Source organism: Pseudoalteromonas sp. SG41-5, assembly GCF_014164495.1.
In the GTDB taxonomy this organism is placed as follows: Bacteria; Pseudomonadota; Gammaproteobacteria; order Enterobacterales; family Alteromonadaceae; genus Pseudoalteromonas; species Pseudoalteromonas rhizosphaerae.
The window spans coordinates 1-22,480 of record NZ_JACJFH010000058.1 but is presented as its reverse complement, the minus strand read 5'-3'; the positions used below and the strand labels follow the sequence as shown (position 1 = coordinate 22,480).

Annotated in this window: 22 protein-coding genes; 14 read left to right on the top strand and 8 right to left on the bottom strand. The window is 39.9% G+C overall.

Annotated elements, in window-relative coordinates:
* Positions 1-143: 143 nt before the first annotated feature.
* The 6 genes from H5232_RS14940 to H5232_RS14915 all read left to right on the top strand — a co-directional run bounded on the left by H5232_RS14940 (position 144) and on the right by H5232_RS14915 (position 6,657).
* A complete protein-coding gene (locus H5232_RS14940; RefSeq protein ID WP_182831131.1) occupies positions 144-1,376 on the top strand; it encodes a diguanylate cyclase in 1,233 nt (410 codons plus the stop codon).
* 176 nt (positions 1,377-1,552) lie between these two features.
* Entirely contained in the window at positions 1,553-1,891 is a 339-nt protein-coding gene (locus H5232_RS14935; protein ID WP_016708666.1) for a P-II family nitrogen regulator, read from the top strand.
* Positions 1,892-1,900: 9 nt separating this feature from the next.
* A complete protein-coding gene (locus tag H5232_RS14930; RefSeq protein WP_182719122.1) occupies positions 1,901-3,130 on the top strand; it encodes an ammonium transporter in 1,230 nt (409 codons plus the stop codon).
* A gap of 176 nt (positions 3,131-3,306) precedes the next feature.
* A complete protein-coding gene (locus tag H5232_RS14925; RefSeq protein WP_145241282.1) occupies positions 3,307-3,468 on the top strand; it encodes a YqaE/Pmp3 family membrane protein in 162 nt (53 codons plus the stop codon).
* A gap of 411 nt (positions 3,469-3,879) precedes the next feature.
* Positions 3,880-6,228, top strand: coding sequence for a penicillin-binding protein 1B (gene mrcB, locus H5232_RS14920; protein ID WP_182719121.1), 2,349 nt, complete (start codon positions 3,880-3,882; stop codon positions 6,226-6,228).
* Between the two features lie 168 nt (positions 6,229-6,396).
* Positions 6,397-6,657 carry a hypothetical protein gene (locus H5232_RS14915; protein WP_182719120.1) on the top strand — a complete coding sequence of 87 codons (261 nt, stop codon included), beginning with the start codon at positions 6,397-6,399 and terminating at the stop codon, positions 6,655-6,657.
* A gap of 399 nt (positions 6,658-7,056) precedes the next feature.
* Here H5232_RS14915 and hemL read toward each other — a convergent pair whose 3' ends face one another.
* The 4 genes from hemL to H5232_RS14895 form a co-directional block, all read right to left on the bottom strand.
* On the bottom strand, positions 7,057-8,337 hold the full coding sequence (hemL, locus tag H5232_RS14910) for a glutamate-1-semialdehyde 2,1-aminomutase (RefSeq protein WP_149982051.1): 1,281 nt from the start codon (positions 8,335-8,337) through the stop codon (positions 7,057-7,059).
* A gap of 29 nt (positions 8,338-8,366) precedes the next feature.
* Positions 8,367-9,383 (bottom strand): aspartate carbamoyltransferase, encoded by a 1,017-nt coding sequence (locus H5232_RS14905; protein WP_145241288.1) that lies wholly within the window; start codon positions 9,381-9,383, stop codon positions 8,367-8,369.
* Positions 9,384-9,520: 137 nt separating this feature from the next.
* Positions 9,521-9,955 (bottom strand): CopD family protein, encoded by a 435-nt coding sequence (locus H5232_RS14900; protein WP_145241290.1) that lies wholly within the window; start codon positions 9,953-9,955, stop codon positions 9,521-9,523.
* 19 nt (positions 9,956-9,974) lie between these two features.
* Positions 9,975-11,657 carry a chloride channel protein gene (locus tag H5232_RS14895; RefSeq protein ID WP_145241292.1) on the bottom strand — a complete coding sequence of 561 codons (1,683 nt, stop codon included), beginning with the start codon at positions 11,655-11,657 and terminating at the stop codon, positions 9,975-9,977.
* Positions 11,658-11,820: 163 nt separating this feature from the next.
* Here H5232_RS14895 and H5232_RS14890 point away from each other — a divergent pair, with 163 nt between their 5' ends.
* The 3 genes from H5232_RS14890 to H5232_RS14880 all read left to right on the top strand — a co-directional run bounded on the left by H5232_RS14890 (position 11,821) and on the right by H5232_RS14880 (position 14,330).
* On the top strand, positions 11,821-12,915 hold the full coding sequence (locus H5232_RS14890; protein WP_182761755.1) for a DKNYY domain-containing protein: 1,095 nt from the start codon (positions 11,821-11,823) through the stop codon (positions 12,913-12,915).
* Positions 12,916-13,050: 135 nt separating this feature from the next.
* Entirely contained in the window at positions 13,051-13,389 is a 339-nt protein-coding gene (gene erpA, locus H5232_RS14885) for an iron-sulfur cluster insertion protein ErpA (RefSeq protein WP_058560150.1), read from the top strand.
* A 701-nt stretch (positions 13,390-14,090) separates the two neighbouring features.
* A complete protein-coding gene (locus tag H5232_RS14880) occupies positions 14,091-14,330 on the top strand; it encodes a helix-turn-helix domain-containing protein (RefSeq protein WP_016708680.1) in 240 nt (79 codons plus the stop codon).
* Positions 14,331-14,396: 66 nt separating this feature from the next.
* On the opposite strand, the gene H5232_RS14875 is transcribed toward H5232_RS14880, so the two are convergent.
* From H5232_RS14875 to H5232_RS14860, 4 genes are read right to left on the bottom strand one after another with little or no spacing between them, the layout of a single operon-like run.
* On the bottom strand, positions 14,397-15,776 hold the full coding sequence (locus H5232_RS14875) for an AmpG family muropeptide MFS transporter (protein ID WP_182768067.1): 1,380 nt from the start codon (positions 15,774-15,776) through the stop codon (positions 14,397-14,399).
* A 43-nt stretch (positions 15,777-15,819) separates the two neighbouring features.
* Positions 15,820-16,440, bottom strand: a complete 621-nt coding sequence (locus tag H5232_RS14870; protein WP_182761753.1) for a peptidylprolyl isomerase — start codon at positions 16,438-16,440, stop codon at positions 15,820-15,822.
* Positions 16,441-16,442: 2 nt separating this feature from the next.
* The gene (locus H5232_RS14865) at positions 16,443-16,997 is read right to left on the bottom strand and encodes a YajG family lipoprotein (protein ID WP_182731490.1); all 555 of its coding nucleotides are present in this window, start codon (positions 16,995-16,997) and stop codon (positions 16,443-16,445) included.
* Between the two features lie 2 nt (positions 16,998-16,999).
* Complete coding sequence (locus H5232_RS14860; protein ID WP_145241311.1) at positions 17,000-18,148, bottom strand: methyltransferase; 1,149 nt, start codon at positions 18,146-18,148, stop codon at positions 17,000-17,002.
* Positions 18,149-18,190: 42 nt separating this feature from the next.
* On the opposite strand from H5232_RS14860, the gene H5232_RS14855 reads away from it, so the two are divergent.
* The 5 genes from H5232_RS14855 to H5232_RS14835 all read left to right on the top strand — a co-directional run.
* Entirely contained in the window at positions 18,191-18,784 is a 594-nt protein-coding gene (locus H5232_RS14855; protein WP_182719114.1) for an alpha-ketoglutarate-dependent dioxygenase AlkB, read from the top strand.
* 73 nt (positions 18,785-18,857) lie between these two features.
* Positions 18,858-19,169 carry a BolA family transcriptional regulator gene (locus tag H5232_RS14850; protein WP_145241315.1) on the top strand — a complete coding sequence of 104 codons (312 nt, stop codon included), beginning with the start codon at positions 18,858-18,860 and terminating at the stop codon, positions 19,167-19,169.
* A gap of 100 nt (positions 19,170-19,269) precedes the next feature.
* Positions 19,270-20,463: an enoyl-ACP reductase FabV gene (gene fabV / locus H5232_RS14845; RefSeq protein ID WP_182740360.1), complete on the top strand. Its 1,194-nt coding sequence runs from the start codon at positions 19,270-19,272 to the stop codon at positions 20,461-20,463.
* Between the two features lie 376 nt (positions 20,464-20,839).
* Complete coding sequence (locus H5232_RS14840; protein WP_145241319.1) at positions 20,840-22,183, top strand: Na(+)-translocating NADH-quinone reductase subunit A; 1,344 nt, start codon at positions 20,840-20,842, stop codon at positions 22,181-22,183.
* 4 nt (positions 22,184-22,187) lie between these two features.
* A partial coding sequence (locus H5232_RS14835) for an RnfABCDGE type electron transport complex subunit D (protein WP_182831130.1) occupies positions 22,188-22,480 on the top strand: 293 nt, incomplete at its 3' end.

Sequence of the window (22,480 nt, the reverse complement as noted above, 5' to 3'; positions counted from 1 at the left end):
AATACTCTATTTTATGCGTATATATTCAGCAATATATTTTGCTCAAGCTGATAATAAAGTATATTACTGCTTATTATGACTTTTAGTTTTTACTCGTAAAAAGTTTACCCTCGCAATGTCCACCTGAAGTGTAGAGAAGATATATGCAAAGAGTTTTAGTTGTTGAAGATAGTAAAGTGGTCCAGCAGGTTTTGCGGCACTTATCAGCTCATTATCTTGATGTTGCTGTCGATTTTGCTTGGTCACTTGCCGAGACCAAAGAATTCATTGCAAAACATCAGTATACGCTTGCTTTGGTCGATTTAACCCTGCCTGATGCGATGAATGGCGAAGTTGTTAAATATACTTTAGACCAAATGATCCCTACCGTAGTACTAACATCTACCATTGATGAATATAAACGCCAGCAAATATTAGAGCTTGGGGTAGTCGATTATGTAATAAAAGATAATCGTGATTCTTACCATTATGCGGTTAAATTAGTCGCTCAGCTATTACGTAATCAAGGTTGCAAAGCCTTAATTGCTGATGATTCTCGTTTAAGCCGTTCATTAATGAAACAAATGCTCGAAAAACAGCTATTTGATGTACAAGATGCGCATGATGGTGAGCAAGCTTTAAAAATACTGAAAAATGATCCAGAGATTAAATTATTACTAACTGATTATGCGATGCCGACAATGGATGGTTTTGAGCTTGTTAAAGCGGTGCGAAATTTTCGTGGTCGTGATGATTTAGCGATTATTGGCTTATCAGGTGCGGGTAAGCATGGTTTATCAGCACGGTTTATTAAATTCGGCGCGAATGATTTTTTAACCAAACCCTTTATGAATGAAGAGTTTCATTGTCGTGTATTACAGACTATGGAGCAGCTGTCACTGATCGCAGATATTAAAGAAAGTGCCTTTCGCGATGATTTAACCAACCTTTATAATCGCCGTTATTTTTATCAATTTGCTGAAAAACGGCTAAAAGAAACCTCGCGTAACAATAGTTTAGCATTACTTGATATTGATTTTTTCAAAGCAATCAATGATAAATTTGGCCATGAAGCCGGAGATCAGGCATTAAAGCAAGTGGCGTCTTTATTACGTAGTTCGTTTAAAGATTTTACCGTTGCACGCGTGGGGGGGGAAGAGTTTGCCATTGTATTAACTGATGTAGATTTAGATCAAGCTTACCCGTTACTTGAAGCGTTTAGAGTGCGGTTGTCTGAGTATGATTTTGTGATCAATGGTGATGCATTTGCAATTACGGTGAGTATTGGTTTAACAAAATTTCAAAATGTTACGTTAACAAGTGCCATGCGCTTAGCTGATAAAGCTTTGTATCAAGCTAAAGAACAAAGTAGAGACTGTGTCGTCAGACAAAACTAGATTGCTGCACCAGTACAGTTAAGATGTTAAAAAAATGCACCTGTATGGTGCATTTTTTATGCGGTTAATTTGTTTTTATTATGTAATTTGTTGTTTTTAAAACGTTAAAAATAGTGGCACAAAGGTTGGATTGTCTTAGCAAACAGGATAACAATAAGCGTCCGAAGGGGGCCACTATGAAAATGATTAGTGCAATAATAAAGCCATTTAAATTAGATGATGTGCGAGAAGCGCTAGCTGATTTAGGCATTGAGGGGATGACAGTTGTTGACGTCAAAGGTTTTGGTCGTCAACGCGGTCATACAGAGTTGTATCGCGGAGCTGAATATCAGGTTGATTTTATTCCTAAAATTAAACTGGAAATTGCTACTCGTACCGAAAATTGTCAACGGGTCGTTGAGACCATTACCAAAATTGCATCAACAGGCAAAATTGGCGACGGCAAAATTTTCGTTTACGACTTAGATCAAATTGTCCGTATCCGTACGGGTGAATTAGATGAAGAAGCAATTTAAGGGGGCTTTATGGAAAACACGATCGTAGAACTCAAGTTTTCGTTAGATACATTTTATTTTTTAATGTCGGGTATTTTAGTAATGTGGATGGCAGCAGGTTTTGCCATGCTCGAAGCGGGCTTAGTGCGTTCAAAAAATACCACTGAAATTTTAACTAAGAACGTGGCGCTCTATGCCATCGCATGTACCATGTTCTTACTAGTTGGCTACAACATTATGTATGTAGACAACGCTGAAGGTGGCTTAATTCCATCTCTAGGTGGGCTTATTGGCACCCAAGCCGCTGATGCTAATCATTCTTTAGAATCTGACTTTTTCTTTCAAGTCGTATTTGTTGCAACCGCTATGTCGATTGTATCGGGTGCGGTTGCTGAACGCATGAAGTTGTGGGCTTTTCTAGCCTTTGCGGTAGTGTTAACTGGTTTTATCTACCCAGTTGAAGGTTACTGGACATGGGGTGGCGGTTTCTTATCTGAAATGGGTTTTGTTGATTTTGCAGGCTCAGCCATTGTTCACGGCACAGGTGCTGCTGCAGCACTTGCCGGTGTATTAATGCTCGGCGCTCGCAAAGGTAAATATGGTAAAAATGGTGAAATTTATCCAATTCCAGGCTCTAACTTACCATTGGCTACATTAGGTACATTTATTTTATGGATGGGTTGGTTTGGCTTTAATGGTGGTTCACAACTACTTATCTCTGATGCTGAAAACGCGACTGCAGTTGGTAAAATATTATTAAATACTAACGCTGCTGCGGCAACCGGTGCCATTGCTTCACTGTTTGTTTGTAAAGTGTTATGGGGTAAAGCAGATTTAACTATGGTACTTAATGGTGCGCTTGCTGGCTTGGTTGTTATCACCGCAGATCCATTATCACCGTCGCCTTTACTTGCTTGTTTACTGGGTATTTTAGGTGGTTCATTAGTGGTGTTCAGTATTGTTGCACTAGACAAAGTTAAAATTGATGACCCTGTAGGTGCTATCTCAGTGCACGGTGTGTGCGGTATCTTGGGTATTATCTTAGTGCCAGTATCAAATACTGATGCAACCCTAGTTAACCAGTTAATTGGCTTAGTATGTATCTTAGGTTTTGTATTTATTGCTTCACTTATTGTGTGGACAATACTGAAGAAAACCATGGGGATCCGGGTAACAGAAGAAGAAGAACTAAACGGTATGGATCAACACGATTGTGGCATTGATGCTTACCCTGAGTTTGTTTCGGTACGCAGTAACTAAGTAAAAGTAAAAAGTTTTAAAATCATTGTGTGTTCAAAGCAAAGCCCTAATTTAGATTAGGGCTTTTTTTGTATATACGCAGAGGCTAAATTTTTTTAATTAAAGTTTATTAAAACAGCAAAAATCACAATAAGTAACTATGCTTAAAATCACTCCAACTACAAATAAGGTTAAGCATGGATAACAAACTATTACTGATTATTTTGTCTATATTTTTACCACCTGTTGCTGTGTTTTTGAAAGCGGGTGTGGGTAAAGATTTGATTATTAATATTGTCTTGTGCTTTATATTTTTTATACCGGCAATGATCCACTCATTGTGGTTGTGTACACGCTAAAATGAAGCCACCGCAACTGAGGTTAAAAAATTTAATGCCCAAAGTTCGGGGCAAGTAGTTTCAGTCAAGGTTAATTTTGCAGGTGTAATATACCCAAACCACCTCAAGAAGCGAGTTTCAGTTGGAATTAAAAGCGATTTAGGTAAGGCATTGATTGCAAGTAATAGTGGTTCTATTGCTAAAATCAATAACGCAGTATAAATCGCATTTAAACCAACCCCTTGGGCGTTTCACAGGAACTTACTCTCATCGTTGTTACTTCTTAAAAGGGATTACCATTCTTGCAAAGTAACGCCTTGATATTAAGCCCCTGTGAAACGCTGAATTCTGCATCTTGAGGTGGCTTGGGTATATAGCTATATGCTAAGCTCGCACCTGTAAATTAAACTCTGGAAATAAATAGCAACGTCAATGGCTGATAAAAAAGACTCCCGCTCCACTAAAACTCCATCAAAACGCCCGGCAAAGAAAGCACCAAGCACAGCGTCTAAGTCGGTGAAAAAAACTTCGACTAAAAATACGTCTGCAGCGAATATAAAAAAACGTGGAATTGGTCGCAAAGTCTGGTCTATTTTTTGGAAACTAAGCTTAGCTGGCATTGTTGCGATGGGCTTATATTTAATTTATCTGGACGCCAAAATTACGCGTCAATTTGAAGGCAATAAATGGCAATTACCAGCACAAGTTTATGCACGAGCAATGGGTTTTTACCCTGGACAATTCTTATCTAGTCAAGAAGTTGTGTGGGAACTGGATAGGCTAAACTATTCATCAGTCAATCAGTTAAGTCGTACCGGTCAGTATGTAAAGGCGGGCGATAGTATTAAAATCTTCCGTCGTGAATTTGAATTTTATGATGGCTTAGAGCAAGCACAGGTTATTGAGTTACGCTTTGCAGGACAAAAACTCGCGAGTATTAAAGATAAGTTTGGCAGGCGTTTAAACAATGCTCGATTAGAGCCAGTACAAATTGCGCGCATAGGCAATGATTCAAAACAAGATCGAGAGTTTGTGCCGTTGGATAAATTCCCGCCGATGCTTACAGATACATTATTAGTGGTTGAAGATCAGAACTTTTATCAGCACCACGGTGTATCCGTGTTTTCGATTATGCGGGCTTTATACAGCAATATTAAAGCAGGGCGTACAGTTCAAGGCGGTAGTACGTTAACCCAGCAGCTGGCAAAAAATATTTATTTAACCCGTGATCGTACGCTGGTCCGTAAATTTAACGAAGCGTTGATCGCGTTAATTTTAGATTATCGCTATTCAAAAGATCAAATTTTAGAAGCTTATCTAAACGAAGTATACCTTGGTCAATCGTATAACCAAGGTGTGCATGGCATGGGCTTAGCTTCTGAGTTTTACTTCTCTAAGCCTGTTGATGAGCTTGAATTCGATCAAATTGCACTACTCGTTGCGATGGTGAAAGGCCCTTCATATTATAATCCACGCCGTTATCCTGAACGCACTATGGAACGTCGTGATTTAGTGCTACGTTTGATGGTTGATAATAAATTAATTGATACCCGCGAATACCGTGCTGCATTAAAGCGGCCAATTGATATTGCACCTATGAAAGACAGCTTGCCTAAATCGTATCCTGGTTATTTAGAGCTGGTGGATCGTGAGCTGAAAAAATTACTACCGGACCAAGAAGTACTCGATGCGGGCGTGCGTGTATTCACTTATTTTGATCTCCAAAAACAAGCGGCAATGGAAGAGGCAATTGAAAAAAGCCTACCTTACCTTGAAAAACGCGCCACGACAGAGCAGCTTGAAGCGGCGATGATCTCAGTGAATGTAGAGAAAGGCGGTATATCTGCTTTAGTTGCGGGACGCGATCCGCGCTTTTTAGGTTTTAACCGCGTACTTGATACTAAGCGCAACATAGGCTCGTTAGTTAAACCGGCTGTGTATTTGACAGCTTTGGGTTTACCGCATTATAACTTAGCTACTTTGTTAGATGACTCGCCAGTACAAGTGACTAATGAGCAAGGCAAAGTATGGCAACCAGAGAATTTTGATCATCAATATCGCGGTATGCTGCCACTATATAAAGCGTTTAGTCAAAGTATCAATATTCCTGCGGTCAACTTGGGACTTGATGTCGGGGTTGATAAAGTCGCGAATACACTTAATAAACTCGGCGCTAAAGAGCAAATATCACATTATCCATCATTACTGCTTGGTGCCGTTGAAATGTCGAGCTTTGAAGTCGCACAGCTTTATACCACGTTGGCGGCTGATGGCGAATACCGTCAATTAACATCTATTTCGGCATTAACCGACTCTGTTGGGCGGGTGCTTTATCAGCACCAAGTTAGTTCTGAACCGCGTTTTGATAAAGCCGCTGTTTATATGACTAAATACGCGATGAAGCGAGTCACTAAAGATGGCACTGCTAAACGTTTAAATGCCCATTTCCCATCAATTCAGCTGGCTGGTAAAACGGGCACCAGTAATGATCTACGTGATAGTTGGTATGCAGGGTTTGATCAAAATACAGTAACCGTTGCTTGGCTTGGTCGTGATGATAATAAAAGTACAGGCTTAACGGGCAGTGTTGGTGCATTAGAAACGTATATTCGTTATCTTAAGCCGCTCAACCCTGAGGCAATAGCAGATACTCGTCCGCCTTCAATTCGCTGGGCTTTTATTAATGAATTAACGGGTAAGCAAGCGCCACCGGGCTGCGGTAAAGTAATTCAACTGCCACTTAGAGCCAGTGAATTTGAGCCAAGGCCAAGCTGTAACTAAGCTGCTCTTGATTACGATATTTAGGTTGTTTTAAATACATAACAAAGCAGGTGTTAAAACTAATTTGATTCTACTAGCACTGCAAAATTGAGTATTGACTAGTTTACGCTTTAAAGATATGTTCCTTAAACCTACACCGTGTAGGAATAAAACTTTTAGGGAAAAAAGATGAAAACGAGTATTTTACTTATCTTAGTAGCGTTAATTGCAGCTTGTGGTAGCACACCAAATAAGGCAGATAGCCAAAGTGCGAAAGAGCAAGAAATAGCAAGTACGAACAGTTACAAGTGTGATATGGAAGCTATCGCAGGTTCAAAGCTTAAAAGAAAACGCTGCACTACTGCAGCGCAACGAAAAAGAGAAAAAGAGCGAGCAGATGAACTTTTAAGAACGTCTGCTGCATCAGCAACGGGAATGAAGCAGCAATAACTTTCGCAGCTATTATCTTGCTATGATTTTAAATAGTTCATTGTTTTGGTGAATGTTTCTGACATTTCTTGGAGCTGTTTGACATTAATTAATATTGATTGCGCTGAGTTTTATGCTTGTTCTGCAAAGAGATTTACTTCTTTTAAATCACTTTTCGCTTCAAGTATAGATCCAGACTGTTACTTTAAAAGCTATGCAATACTTGTCTTTGGTTTGTAATATTTCTCATATGTTACTCTGCACTTTTTAAGATAGTATTTATTTCATGGGGTATGCCATTTTTAAACACTTGATCGCATATTATGAACTTAGGTCAAGCTGTCAGTAAAGTAATTACTGGAGCAGGTGTTTATTTTAGACATAAAAAAAGCCCTTGCGGGCTTTTCTATGTTTAATAGTTTAAAGCTTAGCAAAAGCTCTTTTTGCTGCTGCAATTGTATCGGCAATTTCTTGCTCAGAGTGTTCAGAGCAAACAAAACCAGCTTCAAATGCTGATGGTGCTAAATACACGCCTTCTTCAAGCATCAAGTGAAAGAACTTTTTAAAGCGTTCTAAATCGCACTGAGTTGCTTGTTGGTAAGTGGTTACTTTCTCTTGTTCAGTAAAGAAGAAACCATACATACCACCGGCATAGTTAGTTGTTAGGGCGATGCCTGCAGCTTTTGCTGCGGCTTCAAAACCTTCACAGATTGCTTTACTTTTTGCTTCAAGATCAGCATGTAGTCCTTCAACGCACAGTAACTCAAGCGATTTTAGACCCGCAGCCATAGCAATTGGGTTACCTGATAAAGTGCCTGCTTGGTAAACTGGGCCAACAGGAGCGATGTAATCCATGATCTCAGTTTTACCGCCGAACGCGCCTACTGGCATGCCGCCGCCAATCACTTTACCTAAACAGGTTAAGTCTGGAATGATGTTGTAATAGGCTTGTGCACCACCTAGGGCTACGCGAAAGCCGGTCATTACTTCATCAAAAATAAGCACTGATTTATATTCATCACATACTGCACGCAGGCCTTCTAAAAAGCCCGGTACTGGTGGAATACAGTTCATGTTACCAGCAACTGGCTCTACGATAATACAGGCGATTTCGTCAGCGTATTTGGCAAAAATAGCTTTTACTTCATCAAGGTTATTAAACGAAACAGTTAATGTATGCTTGGCAAAATCTTCAGGGATACCTGGCGAGTTTGGTACGCCCATAGTCAATGCGCCAGAGCCAGCTTTCACTAATAATGAATCAGCATGTCCGTGGTAACAGCCTTCAAACTTTAAAATTTTATCGCGGCCAGTAAAGCCGCGAGCAAGGCGAATTGCACTCATGGTCGCTTCTGTGCCAGAACTTACCATACGAACTTTTTCGATTGATGGTACTAGCTCTTTTACTTTTTCAGCCATTAGAATTTCAGCTTCTGTTGGCGCACCGTAACTTAGGCCATTTTCTACCGCATCAAGCACTGCTTGTTTGATAGCTGGGTGATTATGACCCATGATCATCGGGCCCCATGAGCCAACATAATCAATATAACGGTTGCCGTCAGCATCAAATGTAAATGGGCCTTGGGCTTTGGTAATAAATAGCGGTGTGCCGCCAACGCCATTAAATGCACGTACTGGAGAGTTAACGCCACCGGGAATTGATTGTTGTGCGCGGGCAAATAAATCTTGGCTAATTGTCATAAAAAATCCTATTAGTTGTCACGTTAAAATTAACTATCGCGTTTACGGCTAAACCAAGGCACAGCAACTTCGTATTGCTCTACTTTATCGGCAACATCGAGTGTCAATGCAAACAGCGCCATGCGAATTAACACGCCATTTTGTACTTGGCGGAAAATAGCTAAATTGTCATTAAGGTTTAAATCGTTATCAAGCTCATTTGCTTCTATACGACTATCGCGTGGTAATGGGTGCATTAACACGGAGTTTGGTTTGCAGTGGGTGTTATAAATTGATTGGCTAATTCTAAAACCACCACGGTATTTATTGGCTTCTTCTTGCGATGGGAAGCGTTCTTCTTGGATACGGGTTTGATAGACGATATCGGCGGCTAAGTTACCTTCCATTTTATCGACGATTTCAATTTTATGGCCCGCATTATCGACGGCATCAAGAATATAGCTAGGCATTTGTAAGCCATCAGGTGCCACCATCGAAAATTTTATATCTTTATAATGACATAATAATTTTGATAATGAATGCACGGTACGGCCGTATTTTAAATCACCAACAAGGGCGATATGCATACCATCTATTTTTTGATCGAAGCGATGTAGTTCACGCTCAATTGTCAATAAATCAAGTAATGCTTGAGTTGGATGCTCGTTAGGGCCATCGCCACCATTGATCACTGGCACTGAGCAGCCAGTAGCAAATTCAGCCACTGAGCCTGCATCAGGATGGCGCATAGCGACCGCATCGGCGTAAGCTGAAATAACGCGCGCGGTATCGTATAAAGACTCGCCTTTGGCTAATGCAGAGCTTTGCATCCCCGTTGTTTCACGAACCAAACCACCTAATAAATTAAAGGCTGTACCAAAGCTTACGCGGGTACGGGTACTTGGCTCAAAGAATAAGTTTGCTAAGATTGCGCCTTCTAATACATTGGTGCGTTTTTGCTTTTTAGCATACGGCTCCATTTTTTTGGCTACTGCAAAAATACGTTCAATACAGTCGCGATCGAGCTGATTGACAGAAAGAATATTTTCACCTTGGAAACTTAACATGGGGGCTGTTCCTATCACATTGAAAAGGGGGCGCGATCAACCATCATCGATGGGCACGCAATCGCGCGATATTATACCCAAACCACCTCAAGAAGCGAGTTTCTGCATCTTGAAGTGGTTTGGGTATATAGCAAATTTTACAAGCTGGGTTTAGTTATAGCTAAAAATACGATGACTAATAGCACTAATACCGGTAGTTCGTTAAAAATACGATAAAAGCGGTGGCTGCGAGTATTACGGTCGTGTTTAAAGTCCGCTAGTAATTTAAAACAATAGCCATGGTAAATGTATAGCACGATCACTAATACTAGTTTGTAGTGCATCCACATGCTGTATTTAAACCAGTCGCGGCCATATTCAACAATTGTCAGCACGCCAAACACCGCCGTTAGTACTGCAAATGGCGTCACAAAATACAGTAACCGTCGCTCCATCACTTTGAGCATGGAGTTACAGGACTTTTCTTCGCTCATAGCGTGATAAACAAAGAGGCGGGGTAAGTAAAATATGCCAGCAAACCAGGCAATCATAAAAAATACATGTAAGGCTTTGTAGATCAGTAGCGCGCTCATAATGTTCTCTTATTGTTAGTTACAGTAAGCTATTACGTATGGTAAGAATGTGGCGGATCTGATCCCAGCGCATTATTCCCATAATTTGTTGATTATCGAGTAAGTTATAAATATACACAGCTCCGCTGCGCTTATCTTTTAATACATCAAACACATCGGCCAAAGTAGCTTGACTGCTGATCCCTTGCAAGCTGATGTAGTTGATCGAAATATTTTGATCTGACATTAAACTTAAATCATATTCTGCAAGGCGATAACCATTTTCAGGATCATAAACAATTAACGGGGTTTGGCTATCAACAGCATTTAAGGTGCTTTCTATTTGTTCTTTATCATCTGAATAGAGTAGTTTGAAGTTTTCATCCATCTCGTCCATTACCCCGACTTTTTGCAGTGCTTCGGTGGCAGGGGAGACATGATAGGCTAAACCTTGAAAGTCGAGCTGCTGTAAAAATATCGACCGATTGCCAAATACTTGTAATGCGGTGACGTATGCCGCTGAGATAACTAACATGGCCGGCACGATTATTTCAGGACTTGAGGTTAACTCCATTACCGTCGTTAAAGCAGCCAGTGGAGCATGTAAGGTGGCGGCTAATAAGCCTGCCATGCCTAAGACGCTATAAGTACCAGAGATATCAACGCCGGGACTAATAAATTGTGCAAAAAAGGCCATTAAAGTGCCCATCAGTACGCCTAAACCAATCACTGGGCCAATGATCCCGCCGGGAATACCCAAGCCAATTGCAAATAATGTCGCCAGTAATTTAGCAATTAAAATAGTGGTTAATAGTTGCACATCATCAGGGCTTTCTACGGCCAAAGTTATTGCACTCATACCAGAACCCATCGCTTGTGGCACCATATAAGCAATGCCGCCAGCAATCAGACCTGCCAGCAATAAACGTGGAAACATACTCAAAGGTTTGAAGGTACGAATGATCAACATTAGATTTTGGTTAAAAGCATAAGCAACCGCGCCCAAAGCCATACCAAACAGGATTAAAAATGGATAGTGCCAGCCACTTAATGCCGTCACTGTGATCAGTGCTAATTCTGATGCGTCACCAAATACAAACTGCGTCGCCAGTGCACCAGTGACTGCAGCGAGCATTATTGGCACAAATATATGTACTTTGTATTCCCTAAGCACCACTTCCATCACAAAAATAACAGCTGCAAGTGGTGTATTAAATGATGCGGCAATACCAGCTGCAACCCCGCAACCGCTGAGTGTCCGCATGGCGTTATGAGGCAAATGTAATTTATCGGCCAGCAAACTTGCACCGGTTGCGCCCATATGTACAGATGGCCCTTCACGGCCAACCGAGAAACCACTGATCAATGCCAGTGCACCACCGACAAATTGATTTACCGTGTTGTATAACGGCATTTGCCCGTAATGGCGTTTAATACGGTGAATAACAAAGGGAATACCTAATCGATAATGTTTAAAACCAGTCAAAGCAGCAAATAGCGCAATTAAGAAGGCAGCAATAATAGGCATTAACACCCGCTCAAGAGGCGGTAAGGTAGTAAAATCGTCAGGATTTTCAAGGAACAAACCTTGGAAAAATAGAATAGTTAAGCGAAATAGAATGATCAAAAACGCCGCAATGAGTCCAGCACTTACGCCGAGTAAGCACAATTGCACCGATGTTTTTGGCTTTGCCAAGCGACGCCTAAGCGTTTCAAGCCACATGCATATTTCCTCGCCACCTATTTCAGCGGGCAGTTTATCAAAATAGTTAATGGAAGTCCTTGAGATTTTTACTGGTATTTCACTTAAAGCAAATTGATATTTAGTAAGGCTTTGGGTAAGTTGCAAACTCATAGAAACGGATATTCAATTTTGGAAGGGTTTTATGCACCTACTATTAAGTATTATAACTACATTTGCATTAATGGCTTGGCCTTTAATGGTGATGATGTCACCGATGATGCTTGCAGCTCCTGGAGCTGTGGATAATAAAGCGGCAGTTTTGAGTGTAATGTTATTTTTGCTTTTCCCAGTAGGCATCTTCATTTTATTTGGGTTGTTTGGTATTAATTATTTAGGCATTAACAGTTTTTTATTAGCTAAAATAAGTGCCGTCGTTGTTTGCATTGTTTTTGTAGTTTTTGGGTATTCAAGTTTGTTTATTAACATGATTAAAGGGGTGCCAAATAGTGGCTATGCTGTTGTTAATAATACAGTGTATTTTAGTGGTACAGTGATTTCAGGTGCAGACCCTGATAGCTTCATTACTTATGATAGCAAAGACTATGAAAATGAACATTCAACGTCACTATATGCCAGCGACAATCATAGTTTTTATTATTTTGGGAAGCGGGTTTCTGATGTTGACCCTCGTAATATTAAAGGGCAATTAATCAGTCACAAATTATATTGGCTTAATGACACTCAAGTGGTCTTGAGAAATCAAATTATAGAAGCTGCAAATCCCCGAACATTTTCAAATTTTGATGATAACTTCCCACAATGGAATTATTCAGAAACAGAAGGGAAATATACAGTTTACTATGATGATGAAATATTGAAAGCTGTTGATTTCGACTCTTTTACACCGTTATTTAGCGGTTATGCCAAAGATAAAAACCACATTTTTTATGGCGAAAATATTATTGTACCGGAGGCCGACTTGCAGACGTTTGAAATACTCACTACAAGCTATGAGTTCGCTCGCGATAAAAGTAATATTTATTATTTATCTGGAAATGAAACCAGCGCAATAAACGGGCTTGATCCTGACTCTTTCGAGGAAATTGAGCGAAATTATATTAAGGATAAAAGTGGTGTATATCATTATAGCCAGTCTGATGGTGTTCAGCGCATCTATGATGCAGATGTCGAGAGCTTTGCAGTAACTGATTATGATGAAAGTACAAATTCAGATGCGCTAGATAAAAAGCACTATTACATGCGAGGTGAAATTGTCAGCTCTAGAAGTGACTTTTGATCAAGCTTATTGAAGATGGATCGGTTTTCCTGATGACAACCTAGTTATAGAAGAAATTAGTAGTTGTTTACTATACTTGATTAAAACACTCGGGTATTAGATAATCAAAGCAATGTAGGTATAGAGGGTTATGGTATGTCAGAAGAATTACCCATTAAGTTCAGCGATGCAGCTGCTGTTCGTGTTAAACAGTTAATCGACGAAGAAGAAAATCCAGATCTAAAACTGCGTGTTTATGTAACAGGCGGAGGTTGTTCAGGTTTCCAATATGGTTTTACTTTTGATGAAAAAGCAAACCCAGGCGATTTAGAAATTGTAAAAAATGGCGTAACCTTAGTGGTTGACCCAATGAGTATTCAATATTTAGTTGATGGTGAGGTGGATTACACCGAAGGACTTGAAGGCGCACGCTTTTTTGTTTCCAATCCCAATGCAACTACCACCTGCGGGTGTGGCGCTAGTTTCAGCGTTTAAAGCAATTGATTAAAGCCGCAGCTAGCGGCTTTTTTATTACCTAAAAAATCTTCTTATCTAAAATTACTGCGTAGCTATTATTTCATTAACTGATGCTGTTGTTGCTGATCTGAGCTTTGTAACCTTGCTGACTTTAGCGCTTATTTTTTGTTTATAGATGCTAAGTGAACGTCAAATTGGCTTACTTTAGCTTAAGTCACTCATTTATGTAGGGTGAGTGACTTGGAGCATTAGAATAAAAAAACCTAACACTATTGCAGAAAACGCTAAAATATATATAAAGCCTTTCTTACCTTTTTTGATCGGTACGCCATTTGATTTAAGAAAAAAGTACCAAACTAAGCAGAGGATAATGGGTAGTAAAAACAATAATCTGAACATAAACGCTTGCTCCTAACAATAAAGGGACAGTTAATAATGTAACTATTTAATTTATAAGTCAAAAATAATTAATCATAAAAAAGGTTTATTTAAATTAATTATTTGTTACATTAAAAAGGAACTAATTATAGAACGTGCGTTTTGTTGTGACTTTAACAATAAAGCTGCTCATCTATAATAGCTGGTTCCTTAAATGGGTACTCGGCTGAAATTAGTTATTTCACATGAGTCTGAATAGTATATAATGTATCCAAGAGCGAGACGGGCAAATTTCACTCTTAATTAATTAACTTTAAATCATCTAGTAGGAGATGTTTTTTATGATGGGTAAAACAGTTTCTTCTGAAGAAAACTCAAAACTAACCAAGTGGCTTAAAACTAAGCGTCACGAGAAAGGTCACACAATGCGTAGCCTTGCTCAAGTACTTGGTACACCACATTCATTTATTGGCAAAATTGAAAACCAAGAGCGCCGTTTAGACGTAATTGAATTTTTACGTTATTGTGATGCATTAGAAGTCGACCCGTATGAAGGTTTAGGCTTATTAAAAGAAGACTAATATTTAGTTTCTTTTTGTAAGCGCAGGGAAGCGCTCTCATTGATGTGAAATGATTTCTTTCCCTTGTTAATTCCTACCGTGGTAACTATTTTCTAACTCATACAATTTATGCCGAATAAGATATAAAAATATCAGTGATGGTATTACCATCAAGGCAGTCAAAATAAAAAATAACGACCAATTCCCACCTAACCAATCATCAATCACCACACCACTGTAACTTGAAAGTAAGGTTCGTCCTAAATTCCCCAATGACGCTAATAAAGCATAATGTGTTGCGCTAAAAGCGCGATCACATAGCATAGATATAAATGCTACCATAGCAACTAATGACCATGCTTGAGTAAAGCCATCGACGACAATTGCCATTGCGTACAAATGTTCTTGCGGGCCTGCGAGAGCGATCCAAGAAAACATTAAGTTAGATGCTGCCATTGCCACACCGCTAATAAACAAACCTTTAACGATGCCGTACTTGTGATTAAAAATACTGCCTAAAAATGCGAACACAATGGTGATAAGCCCCGTGCCGAGCTTTGAATAGTTTGCTATTTGAGTGTTTGAAAAGCCGACTTCTTTATAAAACACAATCGACATACGGGCCAAAAATGCTTCACCAATTTTAAATAAAAAGATAAAAGCGAGCAGCGCAAGTGCAGTCTTCACGCCATTACGAGCGAAGAATGTTTTAAAAGGATCAAGTACAGTAACAGCCAACCATGCTGCAACTTTAGTTAATTGTGTTTGCTTACCAAGCGCCAGCTTTTGCCGATAAATACGTTCTAGTTCAGCATGAACAACTTCGCGGTTAGATTCAGGTTCTTTTGCCCAAAATACACAACTCATAAGTAATAACATCACAATAGCTAAAAAGTAATACACTTGTGGCCAGTCAATACTTGGCATATCTGCCATATAAAACGGAATAGCACCTAGCAGAGCATAACCGCTCCACCAACCAGAAGTAGCCATCGCTGCTGCGGCGGTTGCTTTATGGCTTTCGTTTTCACTGAGGGTGTCGATACGAAAAGCATCAATAGCAATATCTTGAGTCGCTGAGGCGATAGCAATTAATAAGCATAACGCAGCTGCGATGGCTAAATGCGCGGTGATATCTAATCCTGCCAGTAAAATAACTCCGAGCAAAATAAAGCATTGGCAAAATAGTATCCAACTACGGCGCTGGCCTAGCCAGTTATATAGCAACGGCAGCTGTATTCTATCGACTAAGGGTGACCATAAAAAATTAATGCTGTAAGCACCAAATACAATGCCAAATAAGCCAATCATGCTGCGACTGAGGCCTTCATCTTTTAGCCACGCAGACATCACGGAGCCTATGAGGACCCAAGGAAAACCGCTGCTCATACCAAAAATAAACACATTTATAAGTCGTTTATCTTTAAAGTACGAAAAATATTCTGATACCGACAAGCTTTTAGTCATAACGCCTTCATTGGCAATAGCGGTTTGGCCGCTATTTTTATTGTTATAGTGGGGTTGGCTCTAATACAGTTATATTTAAAATAACAACCGGGGTTTTTGGTACAAAGTCATAACCAATTTTTTCATTAAATCCCGTTTCAACTTGCATGATTTTATCAAGCGTTTCGTAGCCTTCCATTACCATACCGAACACGGCAAAGCCCCAGTCTTTACCAGGGTTTAGGTGGTCGTTATTGTCCATGTTAAAGAAAAACTGACGAGTACCAGAATGAGGTTGACGATCTTGATAGGCCATGGCAATACTGTACATATCGTTTTTTGAACCGTTACCGCTTTCATTAAAGATTGGATCGCCTTCATAAACGCCGTCGTAATTTCTATCGTAACCACCACCTTGAATGACAAAGTCTCGGTCGTTTTCTACATCACGTTCAACACGATGAAATACGGTGCCTTTATAGCTGCCATCCATCACGTAAGTTAAAAAATTATTGACGGTGATATGGGCTTTTGAGCGATCCATCTCGACTATAATTTTCCCCATTGTGGTGGTTATTTCAACTCGTGGGAACATATTGTTTTTTTGCACAAAGCGTCCTTCGGTCGCTGCCATTACGGTTTGGCTAAGTTGCACTAATATAAATAATAAAAATAGACGTTTCATGGTTAACCTTCTAAAAATGCGAGTAATTCAGGATCTGATACCATGCGGGTAATTAACTGCTCAGTCAACTTATTGAGTTGTCCTTCAATTTTTGCTCTATCGTGACCTAGTGGTCCTTCAAGGCTTGCATTACCACGGTAAATTTTACTGAAGTTACTATCGCTGCGAATAACACGCACACCTAATTCAATCTTTGCATTGCTGGTATGCGACATCATTTTTTCAGTTACTACGGCTTGCAGTGTATGAATATCAACTTCAAAACGAGTAGTCGCAAGATTTGAAATGCTTGCACCGTTTCGGCTAAGAGCGCTATCAAGGGCACTTTTAATTGATTCAGTAAGGCCTTGGCTGGCAATTGTTTGGGTTTTGTCTGAGGTTATTAATTTTAATGTTGCTGGGTCACCTCTAAGATCAATAACACTGGTACTTAAACTTTGATTAATTGAGCTTAATTTGCCACCTTGATAGAGCGGATTTAAGATCAATTGATTAGGCTGACTACTGCAAGCCGACAGTGATAATAAAGCACAACAAGGTAAAACATATTTCATCATAGCTATAGCATTCCATTATTTTTAGTGGCACTTAATACTACAAACTTTTTATTTGAACCAAGTAATTCACAATTGCCAAACATACGTTTTAGTTTGTCATGGTAGTCCAGGTGGCGGTTACCAATAATACGTAATTCTCCGCCATTTTTTAATGTGTCTTTGGCTTGTTTAAACATTTGCCATGCAATGTGATCTGTCACGGCTTGTGCTTGGTGAAAAGGCGGATTACATAACACTACATCGACACTTTCACGTTCAAAGCCCGTTAAGCAATCATTTTCAATAAAGCGGCATTGCTCAAACTTATCTTCCATATTGAGCTCTACAGTTAATCGTGCTGATTCAACCGCCATATATGATTCGTCCACAAAGGTAACTTCAGCGTTAGGGCAGCGTGCGAGTGTCATCAAACCCACCACACCATTACCGCAACCTAGATCAATAATACTTTTTGCTTTATTGGTTTGTGGTAAAAAGTCAAAAAAGAACCGTGCACCAATGTCCAGAGAATCCCGCGAGAACACATTGGCGTGATTACTAATGGTAAAATCAGTGCCTTCAAGAGGCCAATTAACAGGAAAATCAGCAGCTTTATAACCACCTTCCGCTTGGCTAATAATTAGGCGAGATTTTTTCACTGCTAAACTAGTTTTAGTTTCACCAATAAATTGCTCGAATGCTTTAATTGTTGAATTATGTACATCTTTGGTTTTTGCTGCGCCAATAACCGGAGTGCCAGGTGCAAGTACTTCGCTGAGCTCAGATAATTGATATTGCAAGAAGCCTAATGTGCGTGGCACTTTTAAGATAACTAAATCAACGTGTTCAGGCAAAGCCGATAAGCTATCTAGCTGGCTAAATGCGGTGGTTGGTATTTTATTTTCTGCTAAGTTGTAAGCCGCCGCTTGGTGGCTAATATAAGAATCGTTTACTGAACAAACCGTTAATTGTTGTTTACTAAAATAACAAGACAAGGCTCCAAAACTATCATTTAAAATCAGCAAAGAGCGACAATCAGGATAATGTTCAGTAACATAGTCAATTAGGTACTCGTCTGCTGAATCCCAAGCTTGTAAGCTACGGTTTTTTTGATCCAATGGAAAACGTTCAAGAGTAAATGTTTTATCGCCGAACTGTGCTTGCGTGGTCATAATAGTTAGTGATCAGTAATCAAATGATAGGTAAATTCTAACATGCAACGGCAAAAGGCCAACCCCCATATGTTACCAAATGGCTTTTACTACCAAGCAAAAGCGTTAAGTGCGCAAAAAAGTCTCGATTTATTCTACTATTTACGCGACTCACTGACTTGGCAGCAACCAAAAACGACCGTGTTTGGGAAAACGAATCCCATTCCACGTATGCAATGTTTTATTGCTGATGCTGGTGTGCGTTACGGTTATTCTGGTTCGACATTAAATGTTGAACCATGGCCAGATGTATTAGATGCCATGCGACTACGATTAAATAAACAATTTGATGTTGGATTTAATGCCTTATTGGTTAACTTATACCGTGATGGGAATGATTGCATGGGCTGGCACGCCGATGATGAAGCAGAACTTGGCCATGAGCCTATTATTGTATCGATTTCATTAGGGGCTGAACGAGTATTTAAAATAAAACATAAAGTAACCAAGGAAGTCACTTCGCTTACGTTACACAGCGGGAGTTGCTTGGTTATGAATGGACTTAGCCAGCAACAATATCTACATGCGCTTCCTAAACAAACACGTTTGGCACACCCTCGAATCAACTTAACTTTTCGAACAATTTTTCAAAAATGAATATTTGTTGGCCTTTATAGTAGTGGCCTTGATATAGTAAGCACATAAATAACCAGTAAAATATGAGTGTTTTATGTCAATGCAACAACAGATTGAAAGCAAGTTAGCTGATGCGATTGCGTGTAAGCACCTTAATGTGGTGAACGAAAGCCATATGCATAGTCGTGGTAGCGATTCACACTTTAAAGTGATTGTAGTAAGTGAAGAGTTTAGCGGTAAACGTTTATTGCAACGCCATCGTCAAATTAATGAAGTGCTAAAAGATGAGTTAGCGAATCATATTCATGCATTGGCTATCCATACTTTTACTCCTGATGAATTTACAGAGCAAAGTGGTCAGGTTGCTGACTCACCGACTTGTTTAGGTGGCTCTAAATTAGATTAACGGCAAGGTCTGAGAGTACACAAAACTCATCAGACCTGTATTTTTACAATTAGCCTTTAAACTAGCGCTAATTTTTATTGAGATAAATATAGGATGATCAATGGTCATTAAGCCTAAAATTCGCGGTTTCATTTGTACTAACGCCCACCCAGTAGGTTGTGCAGAGCACGTACAAGAACAAATTAACTATGTAAAACAACAAGGCGCATTAAAAAATGCCCCTAAAAATGTATTAGTTATCGGTGCTTCAACTGGCTATGGCCTTGCATCTCGTATTACTGCTGCATTTGGTGGCGGTGCTAAAACTTTAGGTGTTTTCTTCGAAAAAGAAGGTACTGAGCGTAAAACCGGTTCTGCAGGTTGGTATAATACTGCTGCATTTCAAGCGGCCGCAGACGCTGAAGGTTTATGGTCAAAAAATATTAATGGCGATGCGTTCTCTAACGAAATCAAACAAAAAGCGATTGATACAATTAAAGCGGATTTAGGCAAAGTAGACCTAGTTATATACAGCCTTGCATCGCCGCGTCGAACTGATCCAAATACCGGCGAAGTTTACTCATCAACGCTTAAGCCAATTGGTAACTCAGTTACGACTAAAAACTTAAACACCTCAAAACGTGAAATTGATGCTATTACCGTAGAAGCTGCAAACCAAGATGATATTGATAACACTATTAAAGTGATGGGCGGCGAAGACTGGGAAATGTGGATTGATGCATTAAAAGAGGCTGATGTACTAGCTGATAACTTTAAAACCAGTGCTTATACTTATATCGGTAAAGAACTAACATGGCCAATTTACGGTCACGCGACTATTGGTAAAGCGAAAGAAGATTTAGATCGCGCAACCGTAGCAATCAAAGAATCAACTAAAGCATTAAACGGTGAAGCTTATGTATCATCATTAAATGCAGTGGTCACCCAAGCAAGTTCTGCAATTCCTATTATGCCGCTTTATATTTCAGCGCTATTTAAAGTAATGAAAGCGGATGGGACCTATGAAGGCACGATCGAGCAAATTCACGCGTTATTTACTGAGAACCTTTATGGAGACTCACCACGCTTTGATGACGGCGGTCATTTATTCCAAAACTACAAAGAGCTGGAAGATGATGTACAAGCGCGTATTCAAACTGTGTGGGACAGCGTAACCACAGAAACAATAGACGAATTAACTGATTACGTGGGTTACCACAATGAGTTTTTACGTTTATTTGGGTTTGGTATTGATGCTGTTGATTATGAACAAGATGTCGATCCAGTTGCCGCTATAGCTAACATGATTGATTAATTCAGCCATGTTTATTTGAAAAGTCGCTATGGCGACTTTTTTTATTGATAAATTTTACTTTATCGTTATTTAGCGGATTAATTTCCATCCCACCTCGCAAGCAATAGCACTTTGGTCTATATTGAATTTTATTCAAATGCGGCTAATAGGTTAAATAACTGCTCCTGTCGTATAAATTTCATAATTACACTCGCATAGTGACCCTGATTGATGTTAAAATTCGGGCAATATATGTGAGGAATTTTACTGCGTTGCTTGTTTTGTAATTTAAACAGGCGGTTCTTCGTTATCTTGAATTTGGCTTAGGGTTATCAAGAAAAGCGACGTGGTCGGTACGATTTTTCAGTTTCTTTCCGTTAATGTAGTGCAAGTGCGTATGATCAACATAAAAAAAGGTCTGGACTTACCCATAGAGGGCGCGCCTCAGCAAGTTATTCATGATGGTTCTACCGTCAAACGTGTAGCTGTGCTAGGTGAAGAGTTTATTGGTATGCGTCCAACCATGCATGTTCGTGTGGATGACCAAGTTAAAAAAGGCCAGGTACTTTTTGAAGACAAAAAGAATCCAGGTGTATTATTTACTGCTCCAGCTGCTGGTACAGTAAAAGAAATTAATCGTGGTGCAAAACGTGTGCTGCAATCTGTCGTTATTGAAATAAACGGCAGTGAGCAAATCACCTTTGACGCTTTCTCGACTGAGCAACTTTCGAGTCTCGATCGTGAAAAAGCCAAAGAAGTACTAATCCAGTCAGGTCAATGGACAGCATTACGTGCTCGCCCATTCAGCAAAGTAGCAGCTGTGGATGCAAATCCTAGTTCGATCTTTGTGACGGCTATCGACACTAACCCTCTTGCTGCAGATCCTGCAGTGATTATTGCTGAAAATGTACAAGCATTTGAAGCAGGTTTAGCTGTGGTATCACGTCTGACCGATGGTAAGGTATTTGTTTGTAAACAAGCAGGTAGCCAAGTACCTAGCTCATCAATTCCTCAAGTAGAAGTACATGAGTTTGGTGGCGTACATCCGGCTGGCCTTGTTGGCACACATATCCATCATTTAGATCCAGTATCGGTAAGCAAGCAAGTTTGGCATATCGGTTACCAAGACGTTATTGCCTTTGGTCACTTATTCCTAACTGGTGAAATTAGCACAGACCGTGTGATTTCTCTTGCTGGTCCGCGTGTTAAAAACCCGCGTTTAGTGAAAACTCAACTGGGTGCTGCTTTAGATGATTTAGTTGCAGGCGAATTAGAAGACGGCGATAACCGTGTTATCTCTGGCTCTGTTTTAGCGGGCGCTACTTCACAAGGTCCTCAAGCATTCTTAGGTCGTTACCACATTCAAGTATCGGTATTACTTGAAGGTCGCGAAAAAGAGTTGTTTGGTTGGATTGCTCCAGGCACAGATAAATTCTCAGTAACACGTACTTTCTTATCACACCTTACACCGAGTCGTTTATTTAAAATGACAACGTCAACAGGTGGTTCAAAACGTGCCATGGTACCACTTGGTAGCTATGAGCGTGTTATGCCTTTAGATATTTTGCCAACGCCTTTATTACGTGACTTAATTGCCCGTGATTTGGATAGTGCAATTTCATTAGGGGCGCTTGAACTTGATGAAGAAGATTTAGCGTTATGTACCTTCGTTTGTCCAGGCAAATACGAGTATGGTTCAATCCTACGCGATTGCTTGACTACGATCGAGAAGGAAGGCTAGAGAGATGGGTTTAAAGAAATTTCTAGAAGATATCGAGCCGCATTTTGAAGCCGGTGGTAAACATGAAAAGTTTTATGCGCTGTATGAAGCAGCTGCAACTATTTTTTATACCCCTGGTCACGTAAATAAAGGCGCGACACACGTTCGTGATAACATCGACCTAAAACGCATGATGATTTTAGTGTGGATGGCGACGTTCCCTGCAATGTTTTTTGGTATGTTCAATATCGGTCATCAGGCCGCTGGTGCATTAGCACAAGGTTTTGAACTAGCAAATTCTTGGCAAGTTGGCCTGTT

What these genes read in the sequence shown, in the direction of transcription:
- H5232_RS14940 (WP_182831131.1), top strand. Translation starts at nt 144, where the DNA reads ATGCAAAGAGTTTTAGTTGTTGAAGATAGTAAAGTGGTCCAGCAGGTT.
- H5232_RS14935 (WP_016708666.1), top strand. Translation starts at nt 1,553, where the DNA reads ATGAAAATGATTAGTGCAATAATAAAGCCATTTAAATTAGATGATGTG.
- H5232_RS14930 (WP_182719122.1), top strand. Translation starts at nt 1,901, where the DNA reads ATGGAAAACACGATCGTAGAACTCAAGTTTTCGTTAGATACATTTTAT.
- H5232_RS14925 (WP_145241282.1), top strand. Translation starts at nt 3,307, where the DNA reads ATGGATAACAAACTATTACTGATTATTTTGTCTATATTTTTACCACCT.
- mrcB (WP_182719121.1), top strand. Translation starts at nt 3,880, where the DNA reads ATGGCTGATAAAAAAGACTCCCGCTCCACTAAAACTCCATCAAAACGC.
- H5232_RS14915 (WP_182719120.1), top strand. Translation starts at nt 6,397, where the DNA reads ATGAAAACGAGTATTTTACTTATCTTAGTAGCGTTAATTGCAGCTTGT.
- hemL (WP_149982051.1), bottom strand. Translation starts at nt 8,337, where the DNA reads ATGACAATTAGCCAAGATTTATTTGCCCGCGCACAACAATCAATTCCC.
- H5232_RS14905 (WP_145241288.1), bottom strand. Translation starts at nt 9,383, where the DNA reads ATGTTAAGTTTCCAAGGTGAAAATATTCTTTCTGTCAATCAGCTCGAT.
- H5232_RS14900 (WP_145241290.1), bottom strand. Translation starts at nt 9,955, where the DNA reads ATGAGCGCGCTACTGATCTACAAAGCCTTACATGTATTTTTTATGATT.
- H5232_RS14895 (WP_145241292.1), bottom strand. Translation starts at nt 11,657, where the DNA reads ATGTGGCTTGAAACGCTTAGGCGTCGCTTGGCAAAGCCAAAAACATCG.
- H5232_RS14890 (WP_182761755.1), top strand. Translation starts at nt 11,821, where the DNA reads ATGCACCTACTATTAAGTATTATAACTACATTTGCATTAATGGCTTGG.
- erpA (WP_058560150.1), top strand. Translation starts at nt 13,051, where the DNA reads ATGTCAGAAGAATTACCCATTAAGTTCAGCGATGCAGCTGCTGTTCGT.
- H5232_RS14880 (WP_016708680.1), top strand. Translation starts at nt 14,091, where the DNA reads ATGATGGGTAAAACAGTTTCTTCTGAAGAAAACTCAAAACTAACCAAG.
- H5232_RS14875 (WP_182768067.1), bottom strand. Translation starts at nt 15,776, where the DNA reads ATGACTAAAAGCTTGTCGGTATCAGAATATTTTTCGTACTTTAAAGAT.
- H5232_RS14870 (WP_182761753.1), bottom strand. Translation starts at nt 16,440, where the DNA reads ATGAAACGTCTATTTTTATTATTTATATTAGTGCAACTTAGCCAAACC.
- H5232_RS14865 (WP_182731490.1), bottom strand. Translation starts at nt 16,997, where the DNA reads ATGATGAAATATGTTTTACCTTGTTGTGCTTTATTATCACTGTCGGCT.
- H5232_RS14860 (WP_145241311.1), bottom strand. Translation starts at nt 18,148, where the DNA reads ATGACCACGCAAGCACAGTTCGGCGATAAAACATTTACTCTTGAACGT.
- H5232_RS14855 (WP_182719114.1), top strand. Translation starts at nt 18,191, where the DNA reads ATGCAACGGCAAAAGGCCAACCCCCATATGTTACCAAATGGCTTTTAC.
- H5232_RS14850 (WP_145241315.1), top strand. Translation starts at nt 18,858, where the DNA reads ATGTCAATGCAACAACAGATTGAAAGCAAGTTAGCTGATGCGATTGCG.
- fabV (WP_182740360.1), top strand. Translation starts at nt 19,270, where the DNA reads ATGGTCATTAAGCCTAAAATTCGCGGTTTCATTTGTACTAACGCCCAC.
- H5232_RS14840 (WP_145241319.1), top strand. Translation starts at nt 20,840, where the DNA reads ATGATCAACATAAAAAAAGGTCTGGACTTACCCATAGAGGGCGCGCCT.